The sequence below is a fragment of the Glaciecola sp. 2405UD65-10 genome (genome assembly GCF_048820975.1).
Taxonomy (GTDB): Bacteria; Pseudomonadota; Gammaproteobacteria; order Enterobacterales; family Alteromonadaceae; genus Glaciecola.
The window spans coordinates 195,045-217,109 of sequence record NZ_JBMEUF010000001.1; the positions used below are offsets into that span (position 1 = coordinate 195,045).

A 22,065-nucleotide genomic window follows, 5' to 3' on the forward strand; every position below is an offset into this window, starting at 1 on the left:
TACAACCTGAGCCCTAAGTCTGGTCGTGCCACCACCAAGTAATGTTTAGTTGTGATAATGTGTTTTGCATCGTGTACTCGTATTGTTTCATAATTTAATTAGTGAGCGTGACGTTTATACTGGTTCAAAGTCATAACGTTTTAGCGAATGTAATTTGTGCTACACTCTTGTTACAGACTTATTGTGTCAATCAGTATTGAAAGATCACTTTGCAAGCAACATTTTTTATTAAGCCGTAATCGGAAAAGTTAGTCTTGCACTAAGGCCTATAGAAGAAACCAAAACGGGTCTAAAGTCAACCTTGAAATGTTATTTGCGGCAAAATTCACATAATAAAATCGACTAAGGTATGTCACTTGTTGAAAATAGATTTACATAGCCATACGCATTTTTCTGATGGTAAGTTAAGTGTGCCAGAATTATTGATGCGTGCAGAACAGATGCAGGTTGATTATTTAGCCATTACTGATCATGACTGCGTGGATGCTATTGCCCCTGCATTAGATTTTGTTAAGCAACAAAAGAAGCCCAAAGTTTCAATCGTGAGCGGCACTGAAATATCCACTCGTTGGCACGGCTTTGAAATTCATATATTGGGATTGGATCTAGACCATACCGATATTCGCTTAAAAGAGCGTTTGGCCAGTCAAATAGAAAAACGTAGTGAACGCGCGCTTAAAATAGCAGCGAAGCTTGCCAAAATTGGGATTCATAATGTTTATGAAGACGCTATAAAACACGTAGTGAGCCATGAAGGAAATAAGGCCTGCATTAGCCGGGCACATATTGCCCAAGTGTTAGTTGAGCGCGAGTTATGTGCAAACTTTCAGCAAGCGTTTACTCGTTACCTTGGGGCTAAGAAAAAAGCCTATGTAGTACCTGACTGGATTGATATTCCAAACGCGATTAAATGGATTCATGAGGCGGGTGGAAAAGCGGTCATTGCTCATCCTTTTCATTACGATATGACCACCAAATGGCTACGTAAGCTAGCCAATGAATTTGCGCAAGCTGGTGGCGATGCGATGGAAGTGCAGCATCCTAATTTAGCAAAAGCTAAGCATGAACTTATGGTTGATATTGCCATTGAAGCTAATTTACTAGGTTCATCAGGCTCAGATTTTCATGGCCCTTCGCGCTGGACAGAATTAGGGCGCCGTTTGCATATACCTGCTAACTTGCGGCCTATTTGGGAGTGTTTTGAACGTAACCCAATTATTCAAGAAAAGACGCCGCAAGGAAGCTAAGTTTTTTTACCCGCTATTACTGATATTACGCCGCTTATAACTACCATAGCAAATGCGAAGGAATAGGCCGGGTAGAAGGGTTCATTAAATAACAAAACCAAGTATATTACTGACACTAAGGGAGTTAGAAAGGTAAGCAAAGATAAATACTCTGCTTTAGTTTTACGCAACGCGGCAAGCCAAAAATAGTAAGACACCCCGTTGACTAAAATACCATTTGCTAGCACGGCGGCAATATTGTCAGAAGCCGGTAGTGCAAAATGCGACTTACTTTGCATTAACATAAATGATGCAACAGATGCGACACCAAAAAATACTGTGTTAAGTGGTAACGGAGCCATTTTAACGGTTTTTGACAATACTGAAAACAGAGCAAAACCAGCTGCGCCAAGCAATACCCATAGAAGCACGGCTAAGTCAGGCACAACTAAGGCCTTAATGTTTCCCTTACTAATCACTAGCAACACACTGGCAATACCAGAAACTATAACTATTCCATGATGCCACTTAAACCTTGTTTTGCTGATTAACAAAGCAAAAACGATGATCCAGGCTGGCCATGTATACTGAACAGACAAAACTTCAATGTTTGCTCCTAACTTATAGCCTTGATACAAACAAAAGTAGTAAAAAAATGTGCCTAATAAGCCTAGAATAATGGCTTGCAGCCAAAATATTATTGATTGAGATTTTAATTTTCTTCCTTGCTTTTGCATTAGCGTTAGTGAGCCTAATGTAACGAAGGAAACAAGGCTTGATAAAAATAAAAATTGGTACTGATCTAAGCCTTTCATTCCCAACACAGAAACAACAGGAATAAGCCCCCACAACAAAATGCAAACAACGCCAAATAGCATAAAAATTCCCTAGTAAAATAGTTAACCAACAGATTGGGTTAATTTTGCACACAACTCTTTGTTACTGCCACATAGTTTAGGCATAGATTCAGTAATCATCTTTGCTTCAGCCTCTTTAATAATTCGGTGAACTAATTGGCGTAACCATATTACGCCAAGGTCTTTATCTTGGCGTAAGTGCCAATATATGGTGGCGTCGGGCGGTGATAAATCTAAGGGGGGTAAGGTACCGGTAATGTCGCCGTTAATTAAGCCGTTTGAAATGGCCGATAACGGCACAACGCAAATTAAGTCACTATTTGCCAACAGTGGCGTCACCATACTAAATTGATTAACCGACATAGCAATTCGGCGTGACAAGCCATTTTGTGCAAGTACCTCGTCAGTAACACCTACTACATCGCCTGATAGCGAAACAAGTAAGTGTTCGGCTTTTGCGAACTCATCAAGGGTAAGTTTACTTTTCGCTAAAGGATGACCAGGGCGCATTGCGCAAATAAAATGAGGGTGGAATAAGTGCTGGCTGCGCACATTGCCGGTTTGCGGATCACCTGAGCCTATTACTAAGTCAACTGATGCGTCGTCTAACACTTGCCCAGTATTGACTATGGTGTAGGGCATCATATGTACATTAATACCAGGTGCATTTTTTTCGATTTCTTGGCGCAAACCTAGCATCATCATTTGCACCACTATGTCAGCCGCCGCAATTCTAAACGTTCGAGTAGATGTAGCGGGATCAAAATCATTTGGTTTGATAACCGATGAAAGCTCATTAATGGGTTGTTTAATTTGCTCCCACATATTTATGGCTTTTAATGTGGGTTTTATATTGCGCCCATCTTTTACGAATAAATCATCTTTCCATGCCGATCGCATTCGACTTACGGCATTTGATACCGCAGGTTGGGTCATAGAAAGGCGGTTCGCCGCTCGGCTAATACTGCCTTCGGTCATTATGGCATCGAAAATAATAATTAAATTGAGTTCTTGTGGACGCATTCGTTAGCTCACTTTTAGTTGCATACATAATCAATAATACATCATATAAAGATATGTGTTGCATGCGTTTATATAATTATATTTATTTTTTGTCTATGCTTAGACTGTATTATTCCAACATTTGTATACAAACCATTTATTTGTTTCCCTACTTGCCCTGAATATTTCGAACAAGCTATATTCAATTAATCGTGTACACCGAAATCGTTCAGGGCTTTTTATATAGAGCAAGGGGAATAAATGTTTGATATACTTTACATTAAGCATTGTTCTAGCGTTTAAAACGCTTTATAAAATTAGAAGCGAACACCATGAGTCAGTTTTTTTATATTCACCCTGATAACCCTCAAGCAAGATTGATTAAGCAAACATGCGAGTTAATTAAGCAAGGGGAAGTAGTTGTGTATCCAACCGATTCGGGCTATGCCATTGGTTGCCAAATGGAAAATAAGAACGCGCTTGAGCAAATTTGTCAAATAAGAGACATCCCTAAAAACCATAATTTTACCTTAATGTGCCGCGATATGTCTGAACTCTCGATTTACGCAAGAGTAGATAACACCGCCTTTAGGCAAATTAAAAACAACACGCCAGGCCCTTACACATTTATTCTTAAAGCCACTAAAGAAGTCCCCAAGCGTTTACAGAATCCTAAACGGAAAACCATTGGTATTCGTGTGCCTGATAACGCCATTGCTTTGGCCATATTAGAAGAGCTGGGTGAGCCGCTTATGTCAACCACCTTAATACTGCCAAACGCAGAAGGGGCTGAAAGCGATCCTGATGAAATTAGAGATAAGTTAGAAAAGCGACTTGGTTTGATTATTCATGGCGGTTATTTGGGTGAGCAAGCCACTACTGTTATTGATATGTCAGAAGGCGAATCTACTATTATTCGCTACGGCAGCGGCGATCCTAGCCCCTTTGAATAGGGTGAAAAATGAGCGAAAAACCCCAAGACGAAAAAGCTGAGATTACGCAACAGCAACCTTTGGCTTTAGCCTTCGTTAACGGCGAGGCGCTCATAAGCAAACCTGAAGACTTATACATTCCTCCTGACGCCCTAGAGGTCATTCTTGAAACCTTTGAAGGGCCACTTGATTTACTACTCTACTTAATTCGCAAACAAAAATTCGATATTGTAGAGTTACCTGTATTAAAGGTGACTCAGCAGTACATGGAATATGTTGATGTAATGACGGATGTAAAGCTAGAGTTGGCGGGAGAATATTTATTAATGGCTGCAATGCTTGCTGAAATAAAATCTCGTTTGTTGTTACCCAAACATAATAGCAATGATGAAGACGAAGAAGACCCAAGAGCAGAGTTAATTCGGCGTTTAAAAGAATATGAGCAAATAAAGAAAGCGGCAGAACGGCTTGATGCTGCGCCTAGGTTAAGACGTGATACTCACGTGGGTTCAGCCGATACCAGCAGTAATGTGCAAGCTATAAAGCATTTGCCGCAGGTTCATTTACAAGAGCTTGTTGTTGCGTTTTACCAAGTTATGCAGCGCGCAGATGCATTTGAAAATCACCATATAGATAAAGAAGTTTTGTCGACCCGTGAACGGATGAGTTACATTTTACAAACCCTTAATAATCAGAGTTATACGCCACTTAATAAATTGTTAGTCGCTAACGAAGGGAAGGCCGGTGTAGTGGTGACATTTATTGCCATCTTAGAATTAGTGAAAGAATCCTTAATAGTACTAGAACAAGGGGAACCTTTTGCTAATCTTCATGTTAAACTAGGGGAATATGAGCAAGATATCTGACCAGCAACTAAAACAATTGATAGAAGCGGCTATTTTTGTGAGCGAGAAACCCTTAAGTGTTGAACGCATGCGCAATACCATACTCGCCGAATTAGCTGTGTCAGTTCGCCAACTAAATAAAGCGCTCAAAGAAATTGAATTAGATTATGCTCCCCGCGGCATAAATTTAGTGAAAGTTGCTTCAGGTTATCGATTTCAATCAGTTTCGGGTTTAGGCCAGATACTGAGCAAGCTTTGGCAGGAAACGGTACCTAAATATTCAAGAGCAATGCTTGAAACATTGGCATTAATAGCATACAAGCAGCCCATTACGCGCGGCGAAATAGAAGAAGTGCGAGGCGTAGCAGTAAGCAGTAATATTATACGTTCTTTAAGTGAACGAAACTGGATAAAGGTAGTTGGCAACAAAGAAGTGCCAGGGCGGCCAGCATTATTTGCGACCACCGCTACTTTTTTAGATTATTTTTCATTAACATCACTAAGTGAATTACCCTCTGCAGAAGAATTTGCGGCAAATATAGAAGCGGCACTAGACGCGACTAATTCGCCCGAGGTAACACTTGAATTAGACCAAACCCAAGGCGATTTATTGCCTGCTAATAAGGCAAATATACACTAATGACAGCAAAAACACCTGTATCTGAGAAGCTACAAAAAGTGCTAGCCAATAATGGCTTAGGCTCACGCCGAGAAATGGAAAGATGGATAGAAGACGGACGAGTTAAGGTTAATGGCAAGCTTGCCACCTTAGGCGATAGAGTATTAACCCACGACAAAATTGCAGTTGATGGGCATGATATTGCACGAGCAAAAGAAAAGTCGCCTTGCAGAGTGCTGATGTACAACAAGCCTGAGGGTGAGTTATGTGCAAGAGTCGACCCAGAAGGGCGCCCTACAGTATTCGAGCGTTTACCTAAATTAGAAGGTGAGCGTTGGATTACCGTAGGCCGACTAGATATTAACACCAGCGGTTTATTGTTATTTACCAATGACGGCGAACTTGCCAATAGGCTAATGCACCCTAGCCACGAAGTTGAGCGTGAATATGCGGTGCGCGTATACGGTGAGGTCACACCGAAAATGCTTCGAGACTTAAGCCAAGGCGTTAAGTTAGAAGATGGTATGGCTAAATTTAATCACATACACGTAAGGCCGGGTGACCCTGAAAGCTTAAATCACTGGTTTAACGTAACCTTGTCAGAAGGACGTAACCGAGAAGTTCGCCGTTTGTGGGAATCACAAGGTGTGCAAGTTAGCCGATTGATTCGCGTACGTTACGGAAACTTAGAATTGTTTAAGCGTTTACCACAGGGCGCATGGGTTGAGCTTGATATTGAGAAAGTAAATGCTTTACGGAAAATGGTGCAATTACCAGAAGAAACCGAGACTAAAATACACTTGCCTGAAAAGCTTGATCATACCAAATTAAGCCGAATGCGCAGAAGTGTAAGAAAACATAAGTTAAATAAGGTGTCTGGTCAGCGTCAGCGCAGAAACCAAACTAGATAGCAGTATGAACGATTCAGATATTATTGAAGCTGGGCAGCGTGTAGCCTTAGGTATTGAATACACGGGTACGCAATATAGAGGGTGGCAGCGCCAAGCTACCGCCGATTCGGTGCAAAAACGAGTTGAAGATGCCTTACATAAAATTTTGCTTGAGCCTGTTCATATTACTTGCGCGGGCAGAACCGATGCCGGTGTTCATGCTACTGCGCAATTAGTGCATTTTGACAATCCAGTGGCGCGTCCAGTAAAAGCATTTACCCGCGGTACCAACACTATATTACCCGGTGACATAGCCGTTACTTGGTGCAGAAGTGTCCCGCAAGATTTCCACGCTCGTTATTCTGCTACTGCAAGGCGTTATCGCTACATTATTTACAACTACCCATTACGCTCAGGCGTATTCGGCAATGGCGTTACCCATGCTTATGAATTATTAGATGAAAAGTTAATGCATGAAGCGGCACAATATTTGGTGGGTGAGCATGATTTCACCTCGTTTCGTGCTGCCCACTGCCAAAGCCATACATCTTCGCGCAATGTACATTCAGTAGATATTTACCGCTTAGGTCACTACATTATTGTTGATATTAAGGCCAATGCCTTCTTACATCATATGGTACGCAATATTGTGGGATCGTTACTTCGCATTGGTACAAAAGAACAGCCTGTAGATTGGTTAGCCACTTTGTTGGCTTTAAAAGATCGCACCAAAGCGGCGCCCACAGCAAAGCCGCATGGCTTATATTTGGTTAAAGTGGACTATCCCGAAAAATTTAATTTACCCACTACTCAAATAGGGCCTATGTTTTTGCCCGATGAAATTAATTAGTAGCAAAAGCTTGAAAGTAAACAAGATACTGAAGTTAGCAAGCGTAACACCTTAGACCACTTAAACGTTTAGTCGCGAGCGTAAATGTGGTTTAATTCCGCGATTAATTTCCGTATAAATACGTTATACTCACTTTAGTATTCGTAAAAGAATGATAACAACAGGAACGTTTCATGAGTTGGATTGAAAAGATACTGCCAAAAACACAATCGGGTGCGAAAAGTAACGTACCGGAAGGGATCTGGACTAAATGTGCATCATGCAATGCTGTGCTTTACAAAACCGAATTGGAAAAGCAACTAGAGGTTTGTCCGAAATGTGATCACCATATGCGCATCACCGCGCGTTCAAGAATTAATGCTTTTTTAGACGCAACTGACCGCAAAGAGTTAGCGAGTGACCTTGAACCACAAGACATCTTAAAATTTAAAGACTCAAAACGTTACAAAGATCGCATCAATGCGGCGCAAAAGGCGACTAACGAAAAAGATGCACTTATTGTTATGCAAGGCTCTTTAAACGGTATGCCGGTGGTAGTGGCTAGTTTTGAATTTGCATTTTTAGGCGGTTCTATGGCCTCTGTGGTTGGCGCAAAGTTTGTAGCTGGCGTAAATGCAGCCCTTGAAAACAATTGCCCATTTATATGTTTTTCAAGCAGTGGCGGCGCCCGTATGCAAGAAGCCTTAATATCTCTTATGCAAATGGCAAAAACCAGTGCTGCTTTAGCTAAATTAAGCAAGCAAGGATTGCCATATATTTCAGTACTAACTGACCCAACTATGGGCGGTGTATCTGCAAGTTTGGCTATGTTAGGTGATGTTAATGTTGCTGAGCCTAAGGCTTTAATTGGTTTTGCTGGCCCACGCGTAATTGAGCAAACCGTGCGTGAAAAACTGCCAGAAGGATTTCAGCGCAGTGAGTTTTTGTTGGAAAAAGGAGCCATTGACATGATTGTTGATAGGCGCCAAATGCGTGACAAAATGCACAGTGTATTGAGCAAATTGCATCATGCGAAATCAAGCCCAAGCCCTCTGCCAATAGCAGAATAAGTGCTTGCGAGTATTACAAGGCTTCACATTGCATGTTAAATGACCAAGCGTCGTTACCACAGTGGTTAGCGTATATTGAAAATACGCACCACCAAAGTATTGATATGGGCCTTGGAAGAATCAATCGCGTTTTTAATGAATTAGCTATTGATTTTTCAAAGGTTTGTGTGGTCACTGTTGCGGGTACTAACGGCAAGGGAAGCACTTGCCGCTTTATAGAGCAAGCTTGCTTGAAAGCAGGTTTGTCGGTTGGTGTTTATTCTTCGCCGCATATTACAGCGTTTAACGAACGCATTCGAATAAATGGTCAAGACCTGCCAGATGAATCAATTTGTTCAGCGTTCATGGCAATTGAAAAAGCCAAACAAGATATATCTTTAACCTACTTTGAATATGCAACCTTGGCTGCGTTTTACTCCTTTGCACAAGCAAAACTAGATGTAATTGTAATAGAAGTGGGACTAGGCGGGCGCCTTGACGCCACTAATATTGTAGATGCTAATATTGGCGTTATTACAAGTATTGGCTTGGATCATCAATCGTATTTGGGCAATACAACAAATGACATTGCGCGCGAAAAAGCAGGGATTATCAAACCTCATCAAGAGCTTATAATTGGCTATGCACCTGTTCATGAGAGCGTGTTGAAGGTTATTCAGCAACATCAAGTAAATGTGCGATATAGAACCATCGACTTTGATGATACAAGCCTACAAATAACAGAACAAAAAAGGCTAGCATTTGATATTTCTGACGCGCACATTCCGCATCCAAATGTAATGACAGCCATAAGTGCAATAAGTTGTATTGCGCAATATTTTAATAAGCCAGAGCCAATCTTATTAAATGAAAGTGAAATGCAATCTCTTATAAACACCGTTAGCATGCCTGGACGTATGCAAATATTGTCAGAAAATCCGTATATTATTTTGGATGTTGCTCATAATGAAGCGGCAGCAGAATTAGTGGTCAAAAAATTGCAGCAGATGCATTTTTCGCGCTGTCATATTGTTGTTGGTATGCTTAGCGATAAAAACATTGAGGCAACATTGGGCGTGTTTCGACAGTTAAATGTTGAAACATGGCATTGTACTGATTTACCTACCGAACGCGGAGAAAAAGCCGCTAGGTTTGCTCAATATTTAAGCCCTTTGAATGAGCAGTGTGTTTGCCATTTGAGTGTGCAGGACGCGTTAAATGCGGCCTTAGAAACGGCCACAGTTAACGACTTGATTTTGGTAGTGGGCTCTTTTATTGTAGCTCAAGAGTGCATGAAAGCCTTACCCTAAGTATTAGTATGGTGTTTTAGGTTTTAATTAATTTAACAAGCAATGGTAAGTAAATATAACTATTTGCCCTTAGGATGAACTGTTACATGAGCAGTACCTTACAAAATCGACTCGTAGGCACCATAATTGTTGTGGCATTGGTGGTGATTGTTTTACCCGAATTCATTGACGGTGAAAAGCGAATCAATAAGCAAGAATTTGTTGATATCCCGGCCGTTGGGCAGGTGGTAGAAGTGAATTCTGTTGAGCCTTTTGACACTGAAAAACTCAATGAGCAGCTTGAAATGCCGGTGGATATTACGAATGACACTGCTGTTGATGAAGTGTTTGAAGAGGCTAGCGCAGATTCTCCCAACAGTGAAGAGCTTGTTACTCAAGCAAATAACACGCAAAGTAGTGAAACTGCCGCCAGTGATACTAGTGACAATCAAGCCCAGCAAACAGAGCCCCTTTCTACTTTAGATATTAAAGAAGCAGGATGGGTAGTTCAGCTTGGTAGTTTTCGTCATGAAAAAAACGTAAAAGAACTCTTAAAAACATTGAATGACGCAGGCTACCGAGCATATAGCCGACCTGTGATGACAAGCGTAGGTGAATTGACTAAAGTGTTTGTTGGACCTGAACTTGACAAAGAAACCTTAGAATTAGCCTTACCCCATTTACGAGAAATTACTAAATTAAAAGGTAAAATTACTGCATTTGAGGTTAGCGCAAATTAGTTTATTTTGCTAAACTTCGCGCCTGTTTTGACGGACCTCATTTAACGCACTTTATGGAGCCAGGCACTTTCTATGAATTGGTTTGATTTTACCATCATCGGCATTATTGCGATATCAGCTGTAATCAGCTTGGTTCGCGGTTTCGTAAAAGAAGCCATCTCTTTGGTTATTTGGGTTGCCGCCTTTTTAATTTCTCGCACGTTTTACCCGCAACTTGCACAATACTTAACACAAATTGATGAACCCATGGTTCGTGATGCTTCAGCAATTGGCATTTTGTTTGTTGGAACCCTTATTGTAGGTGCATTGTTTAACTATATTATTTCCCAGCTAGTAATAGCAACGGGTTTAAGTGGCACCGATAGAGCCTTAGGCGCAGTTTTTGGTGCGCTTCGCGGTGTGCTAATTGTAAGCGCTCTGCTATTTTTTCTTGATACTTTTACCACCTTCGCAAGCGCGCCGTGGTGGCAATCTTCCCTGTTAGTGCCCGAGTTTGGCATTATCATAGAGTGGTTTTTTGAATTTATGAAAGACAAGTCCAGCTTTTTAAGCGGGCAATAAATCGTTCAGGTTAACATAAGGCATAATTATGTGTGGCATAGTAGGAATAGTAGGCAGAGAACAAGTTAATCAGGCACTTTATGATGCACTTATTGTATTGCAACATAGAGGGCAAGATGCTGCGGGTATTATGACAATTGAAGACAGTATGTTTCACTTGCGCAAAGCGAACGGCTTGGTTCGAGATGTGTTTCACACACGTCATATGAAGCGTTTAAAAGGAAATGTTGGGATTGGTCATTGCCGGTATCCAACTGCGGGTTCATCTAGCTCTGCAGAAGCGCAGCCATTTTACGTGAATTCACCTTTTGGTATAGCCTTTGCGCATAACGGTAACTTAACCAATGCTCATGAGTTACAAGACGAAGTTTTCCGTATTGCGCGCAGGCACATAAATACGACATCAGATTCAGAATTACTGCTTAATATATTTGCGCATGCCTTATCACAAACCAGCAATTTAGATGTTACCCCTGACGATATATTTAAAGCGGTAGAAACGGCTCACTCTAAAATTAAGGGCGCTTATGCTGTAGTTGCCGCCATTATTGGCTATGGCATGGTAGCATTTCGTGATCCTAATGGTATTCGTCCTCTTGTACTAGGTAAACGCAGCACCGTGCATGGTGACGAGTACATGGTGGCTTCTGAAAGCGTAGCCTTAGATGCGGTTGGCTTTACCTTTGTGCGTGACGTAGCGCCGGGTGAGGGGATTTACGTGAGCGAACAAGGGGAGTTATTCACCAAACAGTGTTCTCCTATATTTAAGTTTAGCCCCTGTATATTTGAATTTGTTTATTTTGCTCGCCCTGATTCATTTATTGATGGTATTTCAGTTTACGCTTCACGGGTTAATATGGGGCGCAAGTTAGGCGAAAAAATTAAGCGCGAATGGTCTGATTTAGATATTGATGTGGTGATACCTATTCCTGAAACATCAATGGATGTGGCGCTGCAAATTGCAAACACCTTAGAAAAGCCATATAGGCAAGGCTTTGTTAAAAACCGATACATTGGACGTACGTTCATAATGCCGGGACAAACTCAGCGTCGTAAATCAGTTCGCCGTAAACTTAATGCTATATCTTCAGAATTTAAAGGTAAAAACGTACTGTTGGTTGATGACTCCATTGTGCGAGGAACTACGTCTGAACAAATTATTGAAATGGCAAGAGAGTCGGGTGCAAATAAAGTGTACTTTGCTTCCGCAGCCCCTGAAATTAGATTTCCGAACGTATATGGCATTGATATGCCATCGGCCACTGAATTGATTGCCTACGGTAGAGAAATTGAACAAATTTGTGAATGTATAAAGGCTGATGGCCTTATTTTCCAAGATATTCAAGACTTAGTCGATGCGGTTAAAGAAGAAAATCCTGAAATAGCGAATTATGAAACCTCGGTATTTGATGGCATATATGTAACCGGAGACGTTGATCAAGATTACCTTGAAAGTATTGATAAAGCGCGTGGTGAAGCGGCTAAAGGTAGCCCTACAGTTCAAGCTGAACTCAGTAATTTAGAAATGCATAATATGGGCAACTAAGCACTAACTAAAATTAAAAAAGCCGAGAAACAGAAGGTGTTGTCTCGGCTTTTTTGTATTTTGATGTAGCCATTAGAGCGGCATTAAGACTACATATATTGTGGGCCGAAGCCAATGCTCCATAAAATAACCGAGCCCGCCATTAGTATTACCATTAACACCAACCCGCAGGTTACGACGGAACTTGAAAATATAAACCCTTTCTCTTCTGGAATGTGCAGCATAATAGGCACTCCGGTATACAGTAAGTACACTGAGTATGATAAACCCAACAACACTACCGACATTAAAAACCACAGTTGTGGATAAAATGCGCCAAAACCTGCCATAAATAAAGGAGTCGCGGTATATGCGGCAATCTCTAAACTTTGAGTATAATTAGGCGTGGCGTCAAATGTTTGTGCTAACTCGTGAATAAGTACAGCAAGCGCAACAACACCTGCGACTAAACCTGCGTACATTGCAACAGACATAGCCATTGCACTTTGTTGTGTTAAGCGAATAGTATCTGCGGTAGATCCTGCGCCAATATCCCAACCCAAATACGCCGATGCGTAGTAGGCCATACCTGAAGGGATAAGGGCAATAATCATAATGTGGCTAAGCGCATAAAAGTAACTTTCATGCTTAGTATCTATGCTTTTCCACTCTTCTTTTGGATGGGTATAAATACCCCATAAATGGTTTAATATCACTGATGTAGCTCCTGTTAATACTTTGATAAACTATCGATAAGCTTGGATGAGCTCGTACCAAAAAAAAGAGCCACTACCAAGACAACGCACTTGTGCGCATAGGTAAGTCAAAAGTGGTTAAAATTTGACTTACCATGACTATAGTTTATTAACAAAGGATTAACAAGAAAATAAAAACTCCTCACTAGGATCTACTAATACTTTATCTTGCATCGCTTCTCTGCCTAATAACATTAAGTAAGTCATTTCCGATCTATCGGTCAATGTGATGTGAATTGGCCAAGCGTTTTCGCCAATAGCGAAGGTAGTTTCTATGAGGTAGCGCCTCTCACGAGTGGCGGTTGAGCTTTTTACTTTTCGCATTGCTTCTACTTTGGCTGTATGACGCGTTATTTTTTCAACGTCATACACATCAGGATGGATGTCAAAGTGGATGTAACGCGCGTCATCTTTCTCAAACTCCACTACATTCTCTACATGCAATGATGATGTAGCAGCGCCTGTGTCTACTCTAATTGCTAAATTATAAATTCCTAAATCGGGCAAATCACACTTTTCTAGTGCACCTAAGGTAATTTTATTATTTGTAGTCATCTTTGTTTTCTCAATCAACAATTGGGGCATCGCGTGGTACTAAGTCATCTTGAACTTGCTCTACGTGCTCTGCTACAGAATCAGGTTTGCGAAAATACGCTATGTGATACAAAGCCTCGCCTTCTTGCGCTAATGGAATATTTTGCTTACCTATTACAACACCTTCTTGAGGAGATAAAACTTTATCTAATATATCGCCAAAAGGGTCAGAAATAGTGGCTAAAACTTGGCCTTTTTCAACATGGTCGCCAAGTTGTGATACGTGCACAACAAAACCACTTTCATTTGCGCGCACCCAACCGCTTTGTCGCGCAACAAACATTTTGGTTTCTCGACCCTTCTGCTTCGTTTTATTTAACATTCCTGTATGGCGCATAACATTAATAATGCCTTTAACGCCTGCTCGAATAGAGAACTCATCGTAGCGTAACGCTTGTCCTGCTTCATATAGAATTACTTTAACGTTCTTCTCACCGGCTGCTTGGCGCAACGAGCCTTCACGTAACTCGGCATTTAACAATACAGGTAATCCAAATGCCTTGGCCATTTCTAAGGTTTCTGCGTCATCTAAATCAGCGCGCACTTGGGGCAGGTTACTACGATGAATCGCGCCGGTATGTAAATCAATTCCTACATCACATTGATACACAATTTCATTTAAAAACAAATGCGCAATTCGCCCCGCTAAAGAGCCTTTTTTACTGCCTGGAAAACATCTATTTAAATCGCGTCTATCGGGCAAGTAGCGGCTTTGACTAAGCACGCCATATACATTAACCATAGGCACCGCAATAAGCGTACCGCGTAAGTTTTTAATAGCAGGACTTTTCAACAAGCGTTTTACTATTTCAATACCGTTTAATTCATCACCATGAATCGCGGCTGATACAAACATTGTGGGCCCATCTCGTTTACCACGTTGCACATGAACGGGAATAGACATATTAGTATCAGTATATAATGGAGGCATAGGCAGTTGAATGCGTTTAGTTTCACCGGGTAAAACTTCCTCGCTGCCAATCGTAATTTTTTTCATTTAACCTTTTCCACGAGTACGGGTTTTATTAGGCGAGGCATTTTTAGAAATATAATCAATAATTAGTCCGCCCACATCTTTGCCGGTAGCTCGCTCAATACCCTCTAAACCTGGAGATGAATTAACTTCCATTACCACAGGGCCGTTATTTGAGCGCAATATATCAACGCCGCACATATTCAAGCCCATTGTTTTGGCTGCGTCTACAGCGGTTTTTCGCTCTTGCGGCGAAAGCCTCACAACGCTTGCACTGCCACCTCTGTGAAGGTTAGACCTAAATTCTCCGGGGGCGGCCTGGCGTTTCATGGCGGCAATTACTTTACCGCCAACAACTAAACAACGTATATCAGCGCCACCGGCTTCTTTAATATATTCCTGCACCAAAATACTAGCGTTTAATCCCATAAATGCTTCAATGATGGCTTCAGCTGACTTGTTCGTATCGGCAAGTACCACACCAATACCTTGTGTGCCTTCTAGTAATTTGATGACTACCGGCGCACCACCTACGTTTTTGATTAAATCATCGATTCTATCAGGATGGTTGGCAAAGCCTGTTCTTGGCATGCCAATGCCTTTACGTGACAACAATTGAAGTGAACGAAGCTTGTCACGAGAGCGGCTAATAGCCACAGACTCATTAATGCTAAATGTGCCCATCATTTCAAATTGGCGAACAACAGAAGTACCGTAAAATGTAACCGATGCCCCAATACGAGGGATCACAGCATCGAATGTGGGTAGCATTTTACCTTTATAGCGCACATTGGGTTTGCTACTAGTAATATCCATATAGCAATGCATGGTGTCTATTATGTGCATTTCATGACCCGCGGCTTCTCCGGCTTCTTTTAAGCGCCGGGTAGAATAAAGCTTGGGATTTCTTGATAAAATAGCAATTCTCATTGTCACTCCAAGTAAACATAAACGTGAGTTCGTTTGTGTTTAGTATATTAAATTTGTAAAAGCTAAGTAGTATTGCTCAGCCTAATGTTTATGATGAAGGCGCATATCAATATGCTCAATGCCGTCTTCTAGATACATGTTTGATATTACTTCAAAGCCAAATGATGTATAAAACTCACGTAAGTATTCTTGTGCGCCAATATCAATATCTTGATTTGGCCATAGTGCGTCGCAGTGAATTAATATCTCTTTCATCAAGCTACGACCTAAACCTAAGCTCCTGTATTTTTCAGCTACAGCCACTCGGCCAAAACTCACGTTATCGTACGAAATGCTAGGCGGTAATAAACGAGCATAGGCCACTAAATCAGTGCCCTTGTATGCCAAAAGATGATGGGCATTATCAACACAATCTTTATTGTCTAAATCAGGATAAATACAGGTTTGTTCAACCACGAATACATCGCTACGAAGCTTTAAAGCATCATATAGTTCGTTCACGCTCAAGCGCTGAAATGGTTTGCAAATCCACACAATGTTTTGCATAAATAAGAGACTACTTTTTTAAAAATAAGCGAAAACTTAGGCTACCTTATACAGGGTAAAAATAAAACTACCTAATGATTTAGTAACAATTTTGCTTTTTTCTTCAGATACCCTATATCAAGCCGATAACTTATCTAGATAACGCTTAAATTCGCTGTAAATTAAATAACTAGAGACGACAAATGTCCAAATTGATGTCATCGATAGACCAACGAACGCAACTCGTTGGAGAAAATCGCCTAGAGCTACTTATGTTTAAGTTGGGTTCTCGCCATACTTTTGCGCTTAACGTGTTCAAGGTGAGAGAAGTCATTACTGTGCCAACGTTAAATCAGTTGCCTGGCTCGCATACAAACCTAAAAGGGGTGATTAATTACCGAGGAAAATCTATTCCTGTAATTGATTTGCGCTCATCTATAAAGATGAATCCTTTAAATGAAGTGTATGACGTCGCGAACGTGATTATTACTGAATATAATCGAAGTGTTCAGGGCTTTTTGATTGGTCAAATAATGAATATTGTGAATACATCATGGAGCGATATTCAGCCGCCGCCTACTAACGCAGGCAAAAATCACTATTTAACGGCCATTACTCATTTAGAGAATGATGGTATTACCGAGCTTGTAGAAATCATTGATGTTGAAAAAGTATTATCTGAAATTGTAGATTATGACACGTCAATTTCAGAAGAGGCGCTAGATGATAGCGTTACTCAACATATGAGTGGACGCAAAGTACTTGTAGTGGATGATTCATCAACGGCTAGGAGACAAATTCGCGATACGCTAACGCAGTTAGGTTTAGAAATTATAGAAGAGAAGAATGGTAAAAGGGCGCTTAACCTGTTGCGTCAATGGGCTGATGAAGGCAAAGATGTTACAGAAGAAATTCTGATGATGTTTACTGATGCAGAAATGCCTGAAATGGACGGGTACCGACTCACCGCTGAAGTCAGAGGTGATGCAAGAATGAGCTCTTTATTCATTGCACTTAATACTTCTTTAAGTGGTAGCTTTAATGAAGCCATGGTTGAGAAGGTAGGTTGTAATCGCTTTATTTCAAAGTTTCAGCCTGATTTACTGGTAGATGTTGTACAAGAACGAATGCGTGAATTATTAAAACAACAAGAAAAATAAAAGAGCGTGTTAACACGCTCTTTTATACTACATAGAAGCTTACGCTTATCTAATTTCTTTTAAGATCTCTTGTATCGCTCGTTCTAATTGTTGGTCTTTACCAAAATCTATAACACCAGGCGCGTTTTTAACCTTTATATCGGGGGTGGTTTCATTATTTTCTAACCATTCGCCACTTTTATTTTTAGCGCTAATTGGCACTACTCCCCAGTATCCTCCTAAAGGTAAGCCTTCCCAGCCTGCAAAACTACATGTGCCCGGCACTGGCATACCTACTGATTTACCAAGTTTTAAGTCAGTATAAGCACTGGCATAACAATGGCCGTCGCTGTACATAGACTCATTAAACAATGAGATAATGGGTTTGGTATAACGCGACGTAGGCTCACCACCTACTACTTTACCTTCAATAGCGTAAGTTAAAAAAGCTTCGCCGGTAAAGAACATGGCTAAGTCGGCTACCAAATCACCTCCACCATTAAAGCGCGTATCTATAACCATTGCCTCTTTGTCGTAGAATCGACCCATCATATCATTATAGATACTACGATAAGGGCCATCACCCATGCCCGGAATATGCACATACCCTAGTTTTCCGTTACTCTTTTCAAGTACTTCTTGCTCGTTTATCTTAACAAAACGTTTATAGAGCAATTCGTTTTGCTCGCCCAATGAAATTGGCTTCATGGTGATTTGCTGAATTTCACCATTTTTATCTTCTATATCAAGTAGCACATATTCGCCTGCTTTTTTGTTAAGAAGCTTTGCAAAATCAATATCCTTACTAATCAGCTTGCCATTGATTTTTACAATAGTCATGCCTGGCACTACGTTGTATTTGGCTTTATCTAACGGGCCGCCTTTAATGACTTCGGTAACTTTGATACCGTCACCTTTGTGTTTAAAATCATAAAATATCCCCAGTGATGCGGTTGCGTCGTCACTTGGTCCGCCAGAGCGATACGAAGCGCCAGCATGAGAGACGTTTAGTTCACCAATCATTTCGCTCAATAACTCAGTAAACTCGTAACCATTACCCACATGAGCAACTTTGGTTCTGTATTCCTCTTTCATTAGTTGCCAGTCAATGCCATGGTATGTTGGCTCATAAAAGATTTTTGAAGTGCGAAGCCATACATGGTCAAACGAAGCAAGTCGAACAGCATGTTCGTCTATTTCTACATTGGCGTAAATAGAAACCCCTTCGCTTGCACCATTTTCTGGATCTAAAGTAGATATTCTGCCTTCACTTAATAAATATAAGGTTTCCAAGTTGTTGTCCCACAACAAGCTTCCATTATTTACACCTAAGTGAATTGCTTTACGCGTTTCCTGTGTTCTTAAGTCGGTTTCCCACAAGTCATATTTATCTTCAAAGCGCGACAAGTAATAAAGTGTAGTTGCATCAGCACTTAATACCGCATCGGCTAGCGCTGAAGAATGAATCGTTAATTTGGCTACTCTTTCGTTCAGATCATCCCAATCAAATGTCAGCTTCTCTTGAATGTCTTCTTCTTTACTATCATCTTCTTTGCTTGCGCTGTCTTTGTCTGTATCGTCAGTTTGCTCTTCCTCAACTGTATTGGCTTCTTCAATAGCTTGCATCAGTGCGAAGTCATCTTCACTTAAGTTAAACTCATCCCAATCTTCTTGATTAAAAAACAGGCTGTAAACATCGTTTTGACTACGTCCGCTAGTCGCATAACTCTTTAATCCTTCGCGGTTTGAAAACCAAATAATTTGCTTGCCATTGTTGGTCCAAGAAGGATTACTATCATAGTATCCACTTGGCACAATTACCTTCATCTTTTCTTTGCCCGAGGCATGTACCATAGCCACGTCTGCATTGTTCATCAGCTTATTGTATTCAAACAATATCCATTCGCTGTCAGGGCTCCAACTAAAGGTCTGGTCACCGTCACGCATATGGATCATTTGGTCAGCGGGTATTAAGCTTGTCGTTTTTTTGCTTTCAAGATTCATTACCTTAAGAGTTTTTCTATCTTCTATAAACGCAAGCATTTTGCCATCAGGAGATAACTTTGGAAGGTAGTTGTCTTTTTCATTATGTAAAAGAGCAGTTTCTTCAATCAAGGTAGAGGCATAAAAGAAAGGTTCGGCTTCGCGTTTTTTACGGGCGGTGAATATACTCCATTTACTATCACGCTCTGAAGCGTAAATTAAATAGTCATCTTCAGGGGCAAAACTAACGAAAGCTTCTTGCGTGGGAGTATGCGTAATTTGTTTAGTAAACGCACCGTCTGTTGAGCTTACAAATACTTCACCATGCGCAATATAGGCAATTTCTTTGCCGCTACTAGATACCGCCATTTCACTTATTTCGCCATTAATAGCTTCATTTACAATGGCGTTGCCAATGTCTTGTGTGCGAATACTAATGTTGAGCTTTTTAGGTGACCCATTGCTGTTCATGGTGTATACATCACCATGATAACTAAACGCTAAAATACCCGCCGCGCTTGATAAAAACCTAACAGGATGCAATGTAAATTCGGTTAATTGCTTGTTTGATGACGGGCGATTTAAATTTACGCTATGAACGTTAAAACTACCGCTCTGTTCACTCAAATAATAGATTGTACTGTTATTGCTTGCATATATGGGATTGCGGTCTTCGCCATAAAACGACGTGATTTTTTTATGCTTTTTTGCGTTTAGATCGAAGGTCCAAATATCACGCGCAATTGCCGATTTATGATGCTTACGCCAAGGATTTTCATAGCCTTTGTTATCATGATAAACAAGCTGTTTGCCATCTTCACTTATTTGAACGTCTTCAGCTGGCACAGTCAATATTTGATCAACACGGCCTCCCTCAACAGGCACTGAATAAAGTTCGGTTTGTCGGCCTGTGGGGTATTGACGATGAGCGTTTGTGTCCATACGCTGCGCCTTGAAGTAAATAGACGAATCAGTAGTATCAAAGGTGTAAGGCTCTTCGTTGCTTGAATGGAAGGTCAATCGTTTAGCATTGCCCCCTAGTGCAGGCATTAGGTAAATATCAAAATTACCAAATCTATTTGAAGCGAAGGCAATACTCTGGCCATCTTTACTCCAAACCGGTTTGTAATCATGTGCTTTATGGAAAGTCAGCCGCTGAGCTTCTCCGCCGCTACTCGCTACACGATATAAATCGCCTTTGTAAGTAAAAGCAATAGTGCTTCCATCAGGTGATATTGCTGGGTATCGAACCCAGTTTGGTGTTTCTTGTGCAAGGGCATCCCAGCCAATCACAATAGATAACAAACTCGCTATTAAAATTCTCATTTATACCTTCTTTCGTTGTAGGTGCGGCTATTTTTATAATTTGATAACAACACCCCATTAACAACGGTTGCTCCGTCAGTGGAATTAAGCAAACTGTAGTAATTTAGCGTTATCATCTGAAGTAATTATCTAATGCTTAAGTGAAAAAGCAAAGTAGAAAAACCCTAATTACACATGTTGTAACAAAATGACCAAGAATTAGTGAATTTCGCTAACACTTGCCGTCGTATAATACATGACATCACACAGTTAAATGCTTAAGCCGTTGAATTTAATCGCTTTAAATTGAATGGCACAATCAATGCTAAAGAACGAATTATATTTTGTTGGAACATTAAACTTACACATTTGGAATCTAAATATGGACGCTTTGAATACCTTTAAAAGAAACGCAAGCTTTACAAGATGCGTAAAACCCTTTGCTGTTGCTTCATTGTTAGGGCTTGCGTTAATAACTTCGGGATGCGGTGAGGCGGGTGCATCAAAGCAAGAGGAAGTTAAAGAAGAAGTCAAAGTAATTCCTATTCCTGTAGAAGTGGCGTCAAGTACCATTGGTGATATATCTTCTAATTATACCACTACCGCAGTACTTGAATCGAAAGAAGAAGCGTTTGTGGTTGCTCGTGCTGCAGGGATTATAGAGCACATTATGGTGGAAGAAGGGGATTATGTTGAAAAAGGACAAGTTTTAGCTAAGTTAGACCCTCAGCGATACGAACTTAATTTGCGTAGGTCTCGTGCCGATTTACAGGGAATTGAAAAAGAGCTGGCTAAAATAAATAAAGTGTATCACCAGAAGTTAGTGAGTGATGACGTATACGATAAATTAAATGCCCAATATGAGTCAGCTAAGGCCATGTTAGCGTTAGCTGAATTAGATTTAAAAGAAACCACTATTGTGGCTCCAATTAGCGGCTACATTGCTGAAAGAAACGCAAAAGTAGGCAATTTAACTGAGTCATTTCAGCGCGAAAGAATGTTCCATATAGTGCAACTAAAAGAGTTGTACGGCATTGTGCATTTGCCAGAAAAAGAGCTCTCTAAGGTGCATAAAGATCAACAAGCTAAGTTACAAATTACTGCACTTAACAATCAGGATGTGAAGGCATTTGTAGAGCGTATCAGCCCAGTAATTAACCCTGAAACAGGCACATTTAAAGTCACACTTCGCGTACCTAATGACGAAGCTAAATTAAAAGCAGGTATGTTCACGCAAGTGAGTTTAAATTATGACACCCGCGAAAATGCCACTCTTTTACCCCGAAAGGCAATGCTAGCTTTAGATAACACCTTAAGCGTATTTGTTGTAAATGACGGCGTGGCTAAAAAGGTTGGTATTAAGATTGGGTATCAAGAAGATGGATTAGTTGAAGTGCTAGAGGGTGTTGGCGCAAACGAGCACGTTGTTATAACAGGGCATCAGAATTTAAAGAACAACGCACCTGTTGAAATCGTTAATATTTAACTGAGGGATTA

General features: G+C 40.7%; 21 protein-coding genes. 13 read left to right on the forward strand and 8 right to left on the reverse strand.

Annotation, left to right across the window (positions count from 1 at the left end):
• Positions 1-359 precede the first annotated feature (359 nt).
• Positions 360-1,247 carry a PHP domain-containing protein gene (locus ACOI22_RS00935; protein ID WP_420672286.1) on the forward strand — a complete coding sequence of 296 codons (888 nt, stop codon included), beginning with the start codon at positions 360-362 and terminating at the stop codon, positions 1,245-1,247.
• On the opposite strand, the gene ACOI22_RS00940 is transcribed toward ACOI22_RS00935, so the two are convergent.
• Positions 1,244-2,104 (reverse strand): DMT family transporter, encoded by an 861-nt coding sequence (locus tag ACOI22_RS00940; protein ID WP_420669277.1) that lies wholly within the window; start codon positions 2,102-2,104, stop codon positions 1,244-1,246. The genes ACOI22_RS00935 and ACOI22_RS00940 overlap by 4 nt on opposite strands.
• Before the next feature lie 21 nt (positions 2,105-2,125).
• Positions 2,126-3,106, reverse strand: coding sequence for a LysR family transcriptional regulator (locus ACOI22_RS00945; protein ID WP_420669279.1), 981 nt, complete (start codon positions 3,104-3,106; stop codon positions 2,126-2,128).
• Between the two features lie 311 nt (positions 3,107-3,417).
• On the opposite strand from ACOI22_RS00945, the gene ACOI22_RS00950 reads away from it, so the two are divergent.
• The 10 genes from ACOI22_RS00950 to purF all read left to right on the forward strand — a co-directional run bounded on the left by ACOI22_RS00950 (position 3,418) and on the right by purF (position 12,385).
• A complete protein-coding gene (locus ACOI22_RS00950; RefSeq protein ID WP_420669281.1) occupies positions 3,418-4,038 on the forward strand; it encodes an L-threonylcarbamoyladenylate synthase in 621 nt (206 codons plus the stop codon).
• An 8-nt stretch (positions 4,039-4,046) separates the two neighbouring features.
• The gene (locus ACOI22_RS00955; protein WP_420669283.1) at positions 4,047-4,883 is read left to right on the forward strand and encodes a segregation and condensation protein A; all 837 of its coding nucleotides are present in this window, start codon (positions 4,047-4,049) and stop codon (positions 4,881-4,883) included.
• A complete protein-coding gene (gene scpB, locus ACOI22_RS00960) occupies positions 4,867-5,502 on the forward strand; it encodes an SMC-Scp complex subunit ScpB (protein ID WP_420669285.1) in 636 nt (211 codons plus the stop codon). Before ACOI22_RS00955 ends, scpB begins: the two co-directional genes overlap by 17 nt.
• The gene (gene rluB / locus ACOI22_RS00965) at positions 5,502-6,392 is read left to right on the forward strand and encodes a 23S rRNA pseudouridine(2605) synthase RluB (protein ID WP_420669287.1); all 891 of its coding nucleotides are present in this window, start codon (positions 5,502-5,504) and stop codon (positions 6,390-6,392) included. The genes scpB and rluB overlap by 1 nt, the downstream gene beginning before the upstream one ends.
• Positions 6,393-6,396: 4 nt before the next feature.
• The gene (gene truA, locus ACOI22_RS00970; protein WP_420669289.1) at positions 6,397-7,221 is read left to right on the forward strand and encodes a tRNA pseudouridine(38-40) synthase TruA; all 825 of its coding nucleotides are present in this window, start codon (positions 6,397-6,399) and stop codon (positions 7,219-7,221) included.
• A 173-nt stretch (positions 7,222-7,394) separates the two neighbouring features.
• The gene (accD, locus tag ACOI22_RS00975) at positions 7,395-8,270 is read left to right on the forward strand and encodes an acetyl-CoA carboxylase, carboxyltransferase subunit beta (protein ID WP_420669291.1); all 876 of its coding nucleotides are present in this window, start codon (positions 7,395-7,397) and stop codon (positions 8,268-8,270) included.
• A gap of 32 nt (positions 8,271-8,302) precedes the next feature.
• Entirely contained in the window at positions 8,303-9,559 is a 1,257-nt protein-coding gene (folC, locus tag ACOI22_RS00980; RefSeq protein WP_420669293.1) for a bifunctional tetrahydrofolate synthase/dihydrofolate synthase, read from the forward strand.
• Positions 9,560-9,645: 86 nt separating this feature from the next.
• Positions 9,646-10,278: an SPOR domain-containing protein gene (locus ACOI22_RS00985; RefSeq protein ID WP_420669295.1), complete on the forward strand. Its 633-nt coding sequence runs from the start codon at positions 9,646-9,648 to the stop codon at positions 10,276-10,278.
• A gap of 72 nt (positions 10,279-10,350) precedes the next feature.
• The gene (locus tag ACOI22_RS00990) at positions 10,351-10,839 is read left to right on the forward strand and encodes a CvpA family protein (RefSeq protein ID WP_420669296.1); all 489 of its coding nucleotides are present in this window, start codon (positions 10,351-10,353) and stop codon (positions 10,837-10,839) included.
• Positions 10,840-10,867: 28 nt separating this feature from the next.
• The gene (gene purF, locus ACOI22_RS00995) at positions 10,868-12,385 is read left to right on the forward strand and encodes an amidophosphoribosyltransferase (RefSeq protein ID WP_420669298.1); all 1,518 of its coding nucleotides are present in this window, start codon (positions 10,868-10,870) and stop codon (positions 12,383-12,385) included.
• Between the two features lie 89 nt (positions 12,386-12,474).
• Here the strand turns inward: purF and ACOI22_RS01000 are convergent, their stop codons facing one another.
• The 5 genes from ACOI22_RS01000 to ACOI22_RS01020 form a co-directional block, all read right to left on the reverse strand.
• A complete protein-coding gene (locus tag ACOI22_RS01000; RefSeq protein WP_420669300.1) occupies positions 12,475-13,080 on the reverse strand; it encodes a Yip1 family protein in 606 nt (201 codons plus the stop codon).
• A gap of 159 nt (positions 13,081-13,239) precedes the next feature.
• Positions 13,240-13,674, reverse strand: coding sequence for an ATP-dependent zinc protease (locus ACOI22_RS01005; protein ID WP_420669302.1), 435 nt, complete (start codon positions 13,672-13,674; stop codon positions 13,240-13,242).
• 10 nt (positions 13,675-13,684) lie between these two features.
• Positions 13,685-14,710: a succinylglutamate desuccinylase/aspartoacylase family protein gene (locus ACOI22_RS01010; RefSeq protein ID WP_420669304.1), complete on the reverse strand. Its 1,026-nt coding sequence runs from the start codon at positions 14,708-14,710 to the stop codon at positions 13,685-13,687.
• Positions 14,711-15,616 carry a 30S ribosomal protein S6--L-glutamate ligase gene (gene rimK, locus ACOI22_RS01015; protein ID WP_420669306.1) on the reverse strand — a complete coding sequence of 302 codons (906 nt, stop codon included), beginning with the start codon at positions 15,614-15,616 and terminating at the stop codon, positions 14,711-14,713. It abuts the gene before it with no gap.
• Between the two features lie 81 nt (positions 15,617-15,697).
• Positions 15,698-16,162, reverse strand: a complete 465-nt coding sequence (locus tag ACOI22_RS01020; RefSeq protein WP_420669308.1) for a GNAT family N-acetyltransferase — start codon at positions 16,160-16,162, stop codon at positions 15,698-15,700.
• 182 nt (positions 16,163-16,344) lie between these two features.
• Between ACOI22_RS01020 and ACOI22_RS01025 the strand changes: the two genes are divergently transcribed.
• A complete protein-coding gene (locus tag ACOI22_RS01025; RefSeq protein WP_420669310.1) occupies positions 16,345-17,301 on the forward strand; it encodes a chemotaxis protein CheV in 957 nt (318 codons plus the stop codon).
• Between the two features lie 45 nt (positions 17,302-17,346).
• On the opposite strand, the gene ACOI22_RS01030 is transcribed toward ACOI22_RS01025, so the two are convergent.
• Positions 17,347-20,589 carry a S41 family peptidase gene (locus tag ACOI22_RS01030; RefSeq protein ID WP_420669312.1) on the reverse strand — a complete coding sequence of 1,081 codons (3,243 nt, stop codon included), beginning with the start codon at positions 20,587-20,589 and terminating at the stop codon, positions 17,347-17,349.
• A 361-nt stretch (positions 20,590-20,950) separates the two neighbouring features.
• Between ACOI22_RS01030 and ACOI22_RS01035 the strand changes: the two genes are divergently transcribed.
• Positions 20,951-22,054 (forward strand): efflux RND transporter periplasmic adaptor subunit, encoded by a 1,104-nt coding sequence (locus ACOI22_RS01035; protein WP_420669314.1) that lies wholly within the window; start codon positions 20,951-20,953, stop codon positions 22,052-22,054.
• The last annotated feature ends 11 nt before the right edge of the window (positions 22,055-22,065 follow it).

What these genes read in the sequence shown, in the direction of transcription:
- ACOI22_RS00940 (WP_420669277.1), bottom strand. Translation starts at nt 2,104, where the DNA reads ATGCTATTTGGCGTTGTTTGCATTTTGTTGTGGGGGCTTATTCCTGTT.
- ACOI22_RS00945 (WP_420669279.1), bottom strand. Translation starts at nt 3,106, where the DNA reads ATGCGTCCACAAGAACTCAATTTAATTATTATTTTCGATGCCATAATG.
- ACOI22_RS00950 (WP_420669281.1), top strand. Translation starts at nt 3,418, where the DNA reads ATGAGTCAGTTTTTTTATATTCACCCTGATAACCCTCAAGCAAGATTG.
- ACOI22_RS00955 (WP_420669283.1), top strand. Translation starts at nt 4,047, where the DNA reads ATGAGCGAAAAACCCCAAGACGAAAAAGCTGAGATTACGCAACAGCAA.
- scpB (WP_420669285.1), top strand. Translation starts at nt 4,867, where the DNA reads ATGAGCAAGATATCTGACCAGCAACTAAAACAATTGATAGAAGCGGCT.
- rluB (WP_420669287.1), top strand. Translation starts at nt 5,502, where the DNA reads ATGACAGCAAAAACACCTGTATCTGAGAAGCTACAAAAAGTGCTAGCC.
- truA (WP_420669289.1), top strand. Translation starts at nt 6,397, where the DNA reads ATGAACGATTCAGATATTATTGAAGCTGGGCAGCGTGTAGCCTTAGGT.
- accD (WP_420669291.1), top strand. Translation starts at nt 7,395, where the DNA reads ATGAGTTGGATTGAAAAGATACTGCCAAAAACACAATCGGGTGCGAAA.
- folC (WP_420669293.1), top strand. Translation starts at nt 8,303, where the DNA reads ATGTTAAATGACCAAGCGTCGTTACCACAGTGGTTAGCGTATATTGAA.
- ACOI22_RS00985 (WP_420669295.1), top strand. Translation starts at nt 9,646, where the DNA reads ATGAGCAGTACCTTACAAAATCGACTCGTAGGCACCATAATTGTTGTG.
- ACOI22_RS00990 (WP_420669296.1), top strand. Translation starts at nt 10,351, where the DNA reads ATGAATTGGTTTGATTTTACCATCATCGGCATTATTGCGATATCAGCT.
- purF (WP_420669298.1), top strand. Translation starts at nt 10,868, where the DNA reads ATGTGTGGCATAGTAGGAATAGTAGGCAGAGAACAAGTTAATCAGGCA.
- ACOI22_RS01005 (WP_420669302.1), bottom strand. Translation starts at nt 13,674, where the DNA reads ATGACTACAAATAATAAAATTACCTTAGGTGCACTAGAAAAGTGTGAT.
- ACOI22_RS01010 (WP_420669304.1), bottom strand. Translation starts at nt 14,710, where the DNA reads ATGAAAAAAATTACGATTGGCAGCGAGGAAGTTTTACCCGGTGAAACT.
- rimK (WP_420669306.1), bottom strand. Translation starts at nt 15,616, where the DNA reads ATGAGAATTGCTATTTTATCAAGAAATCCCAAGCTTTATTCTACCCGG.
- ACOI22_RS01020 (WP_420669308.1), bottom strand. Translation starts at nt 16,162, where the DNA reads ATGCAAAACATTGTGTGGATTTGCAAACCATTTCAGCGCTTGAGCGTG.
- ACOI22_RS01025 (WP_420669310.1), top strand. Translation starts at nt 16,345, where the DNA reads ATGTCCAAATTGATGTCATCGATAGACCAACGAACGCAACTCGTTGGA.
- ACOI22_RS01030 (WP_420669312.1), bottom strand. Translation starts at nt 20,589, where the DNA reads ATGAGAATTTTAATAGCGAGTTTGTTATCTATTGTGATTGGCTGGGAT.
- ACOI22_RS01035 (WP_420669314.1), top strand. Translation starts at nt 20,951, where the DNA reads ATGGACGCTTTGAATACCTTTAAAAGAAACGCAAGCTTTACAAGATGC.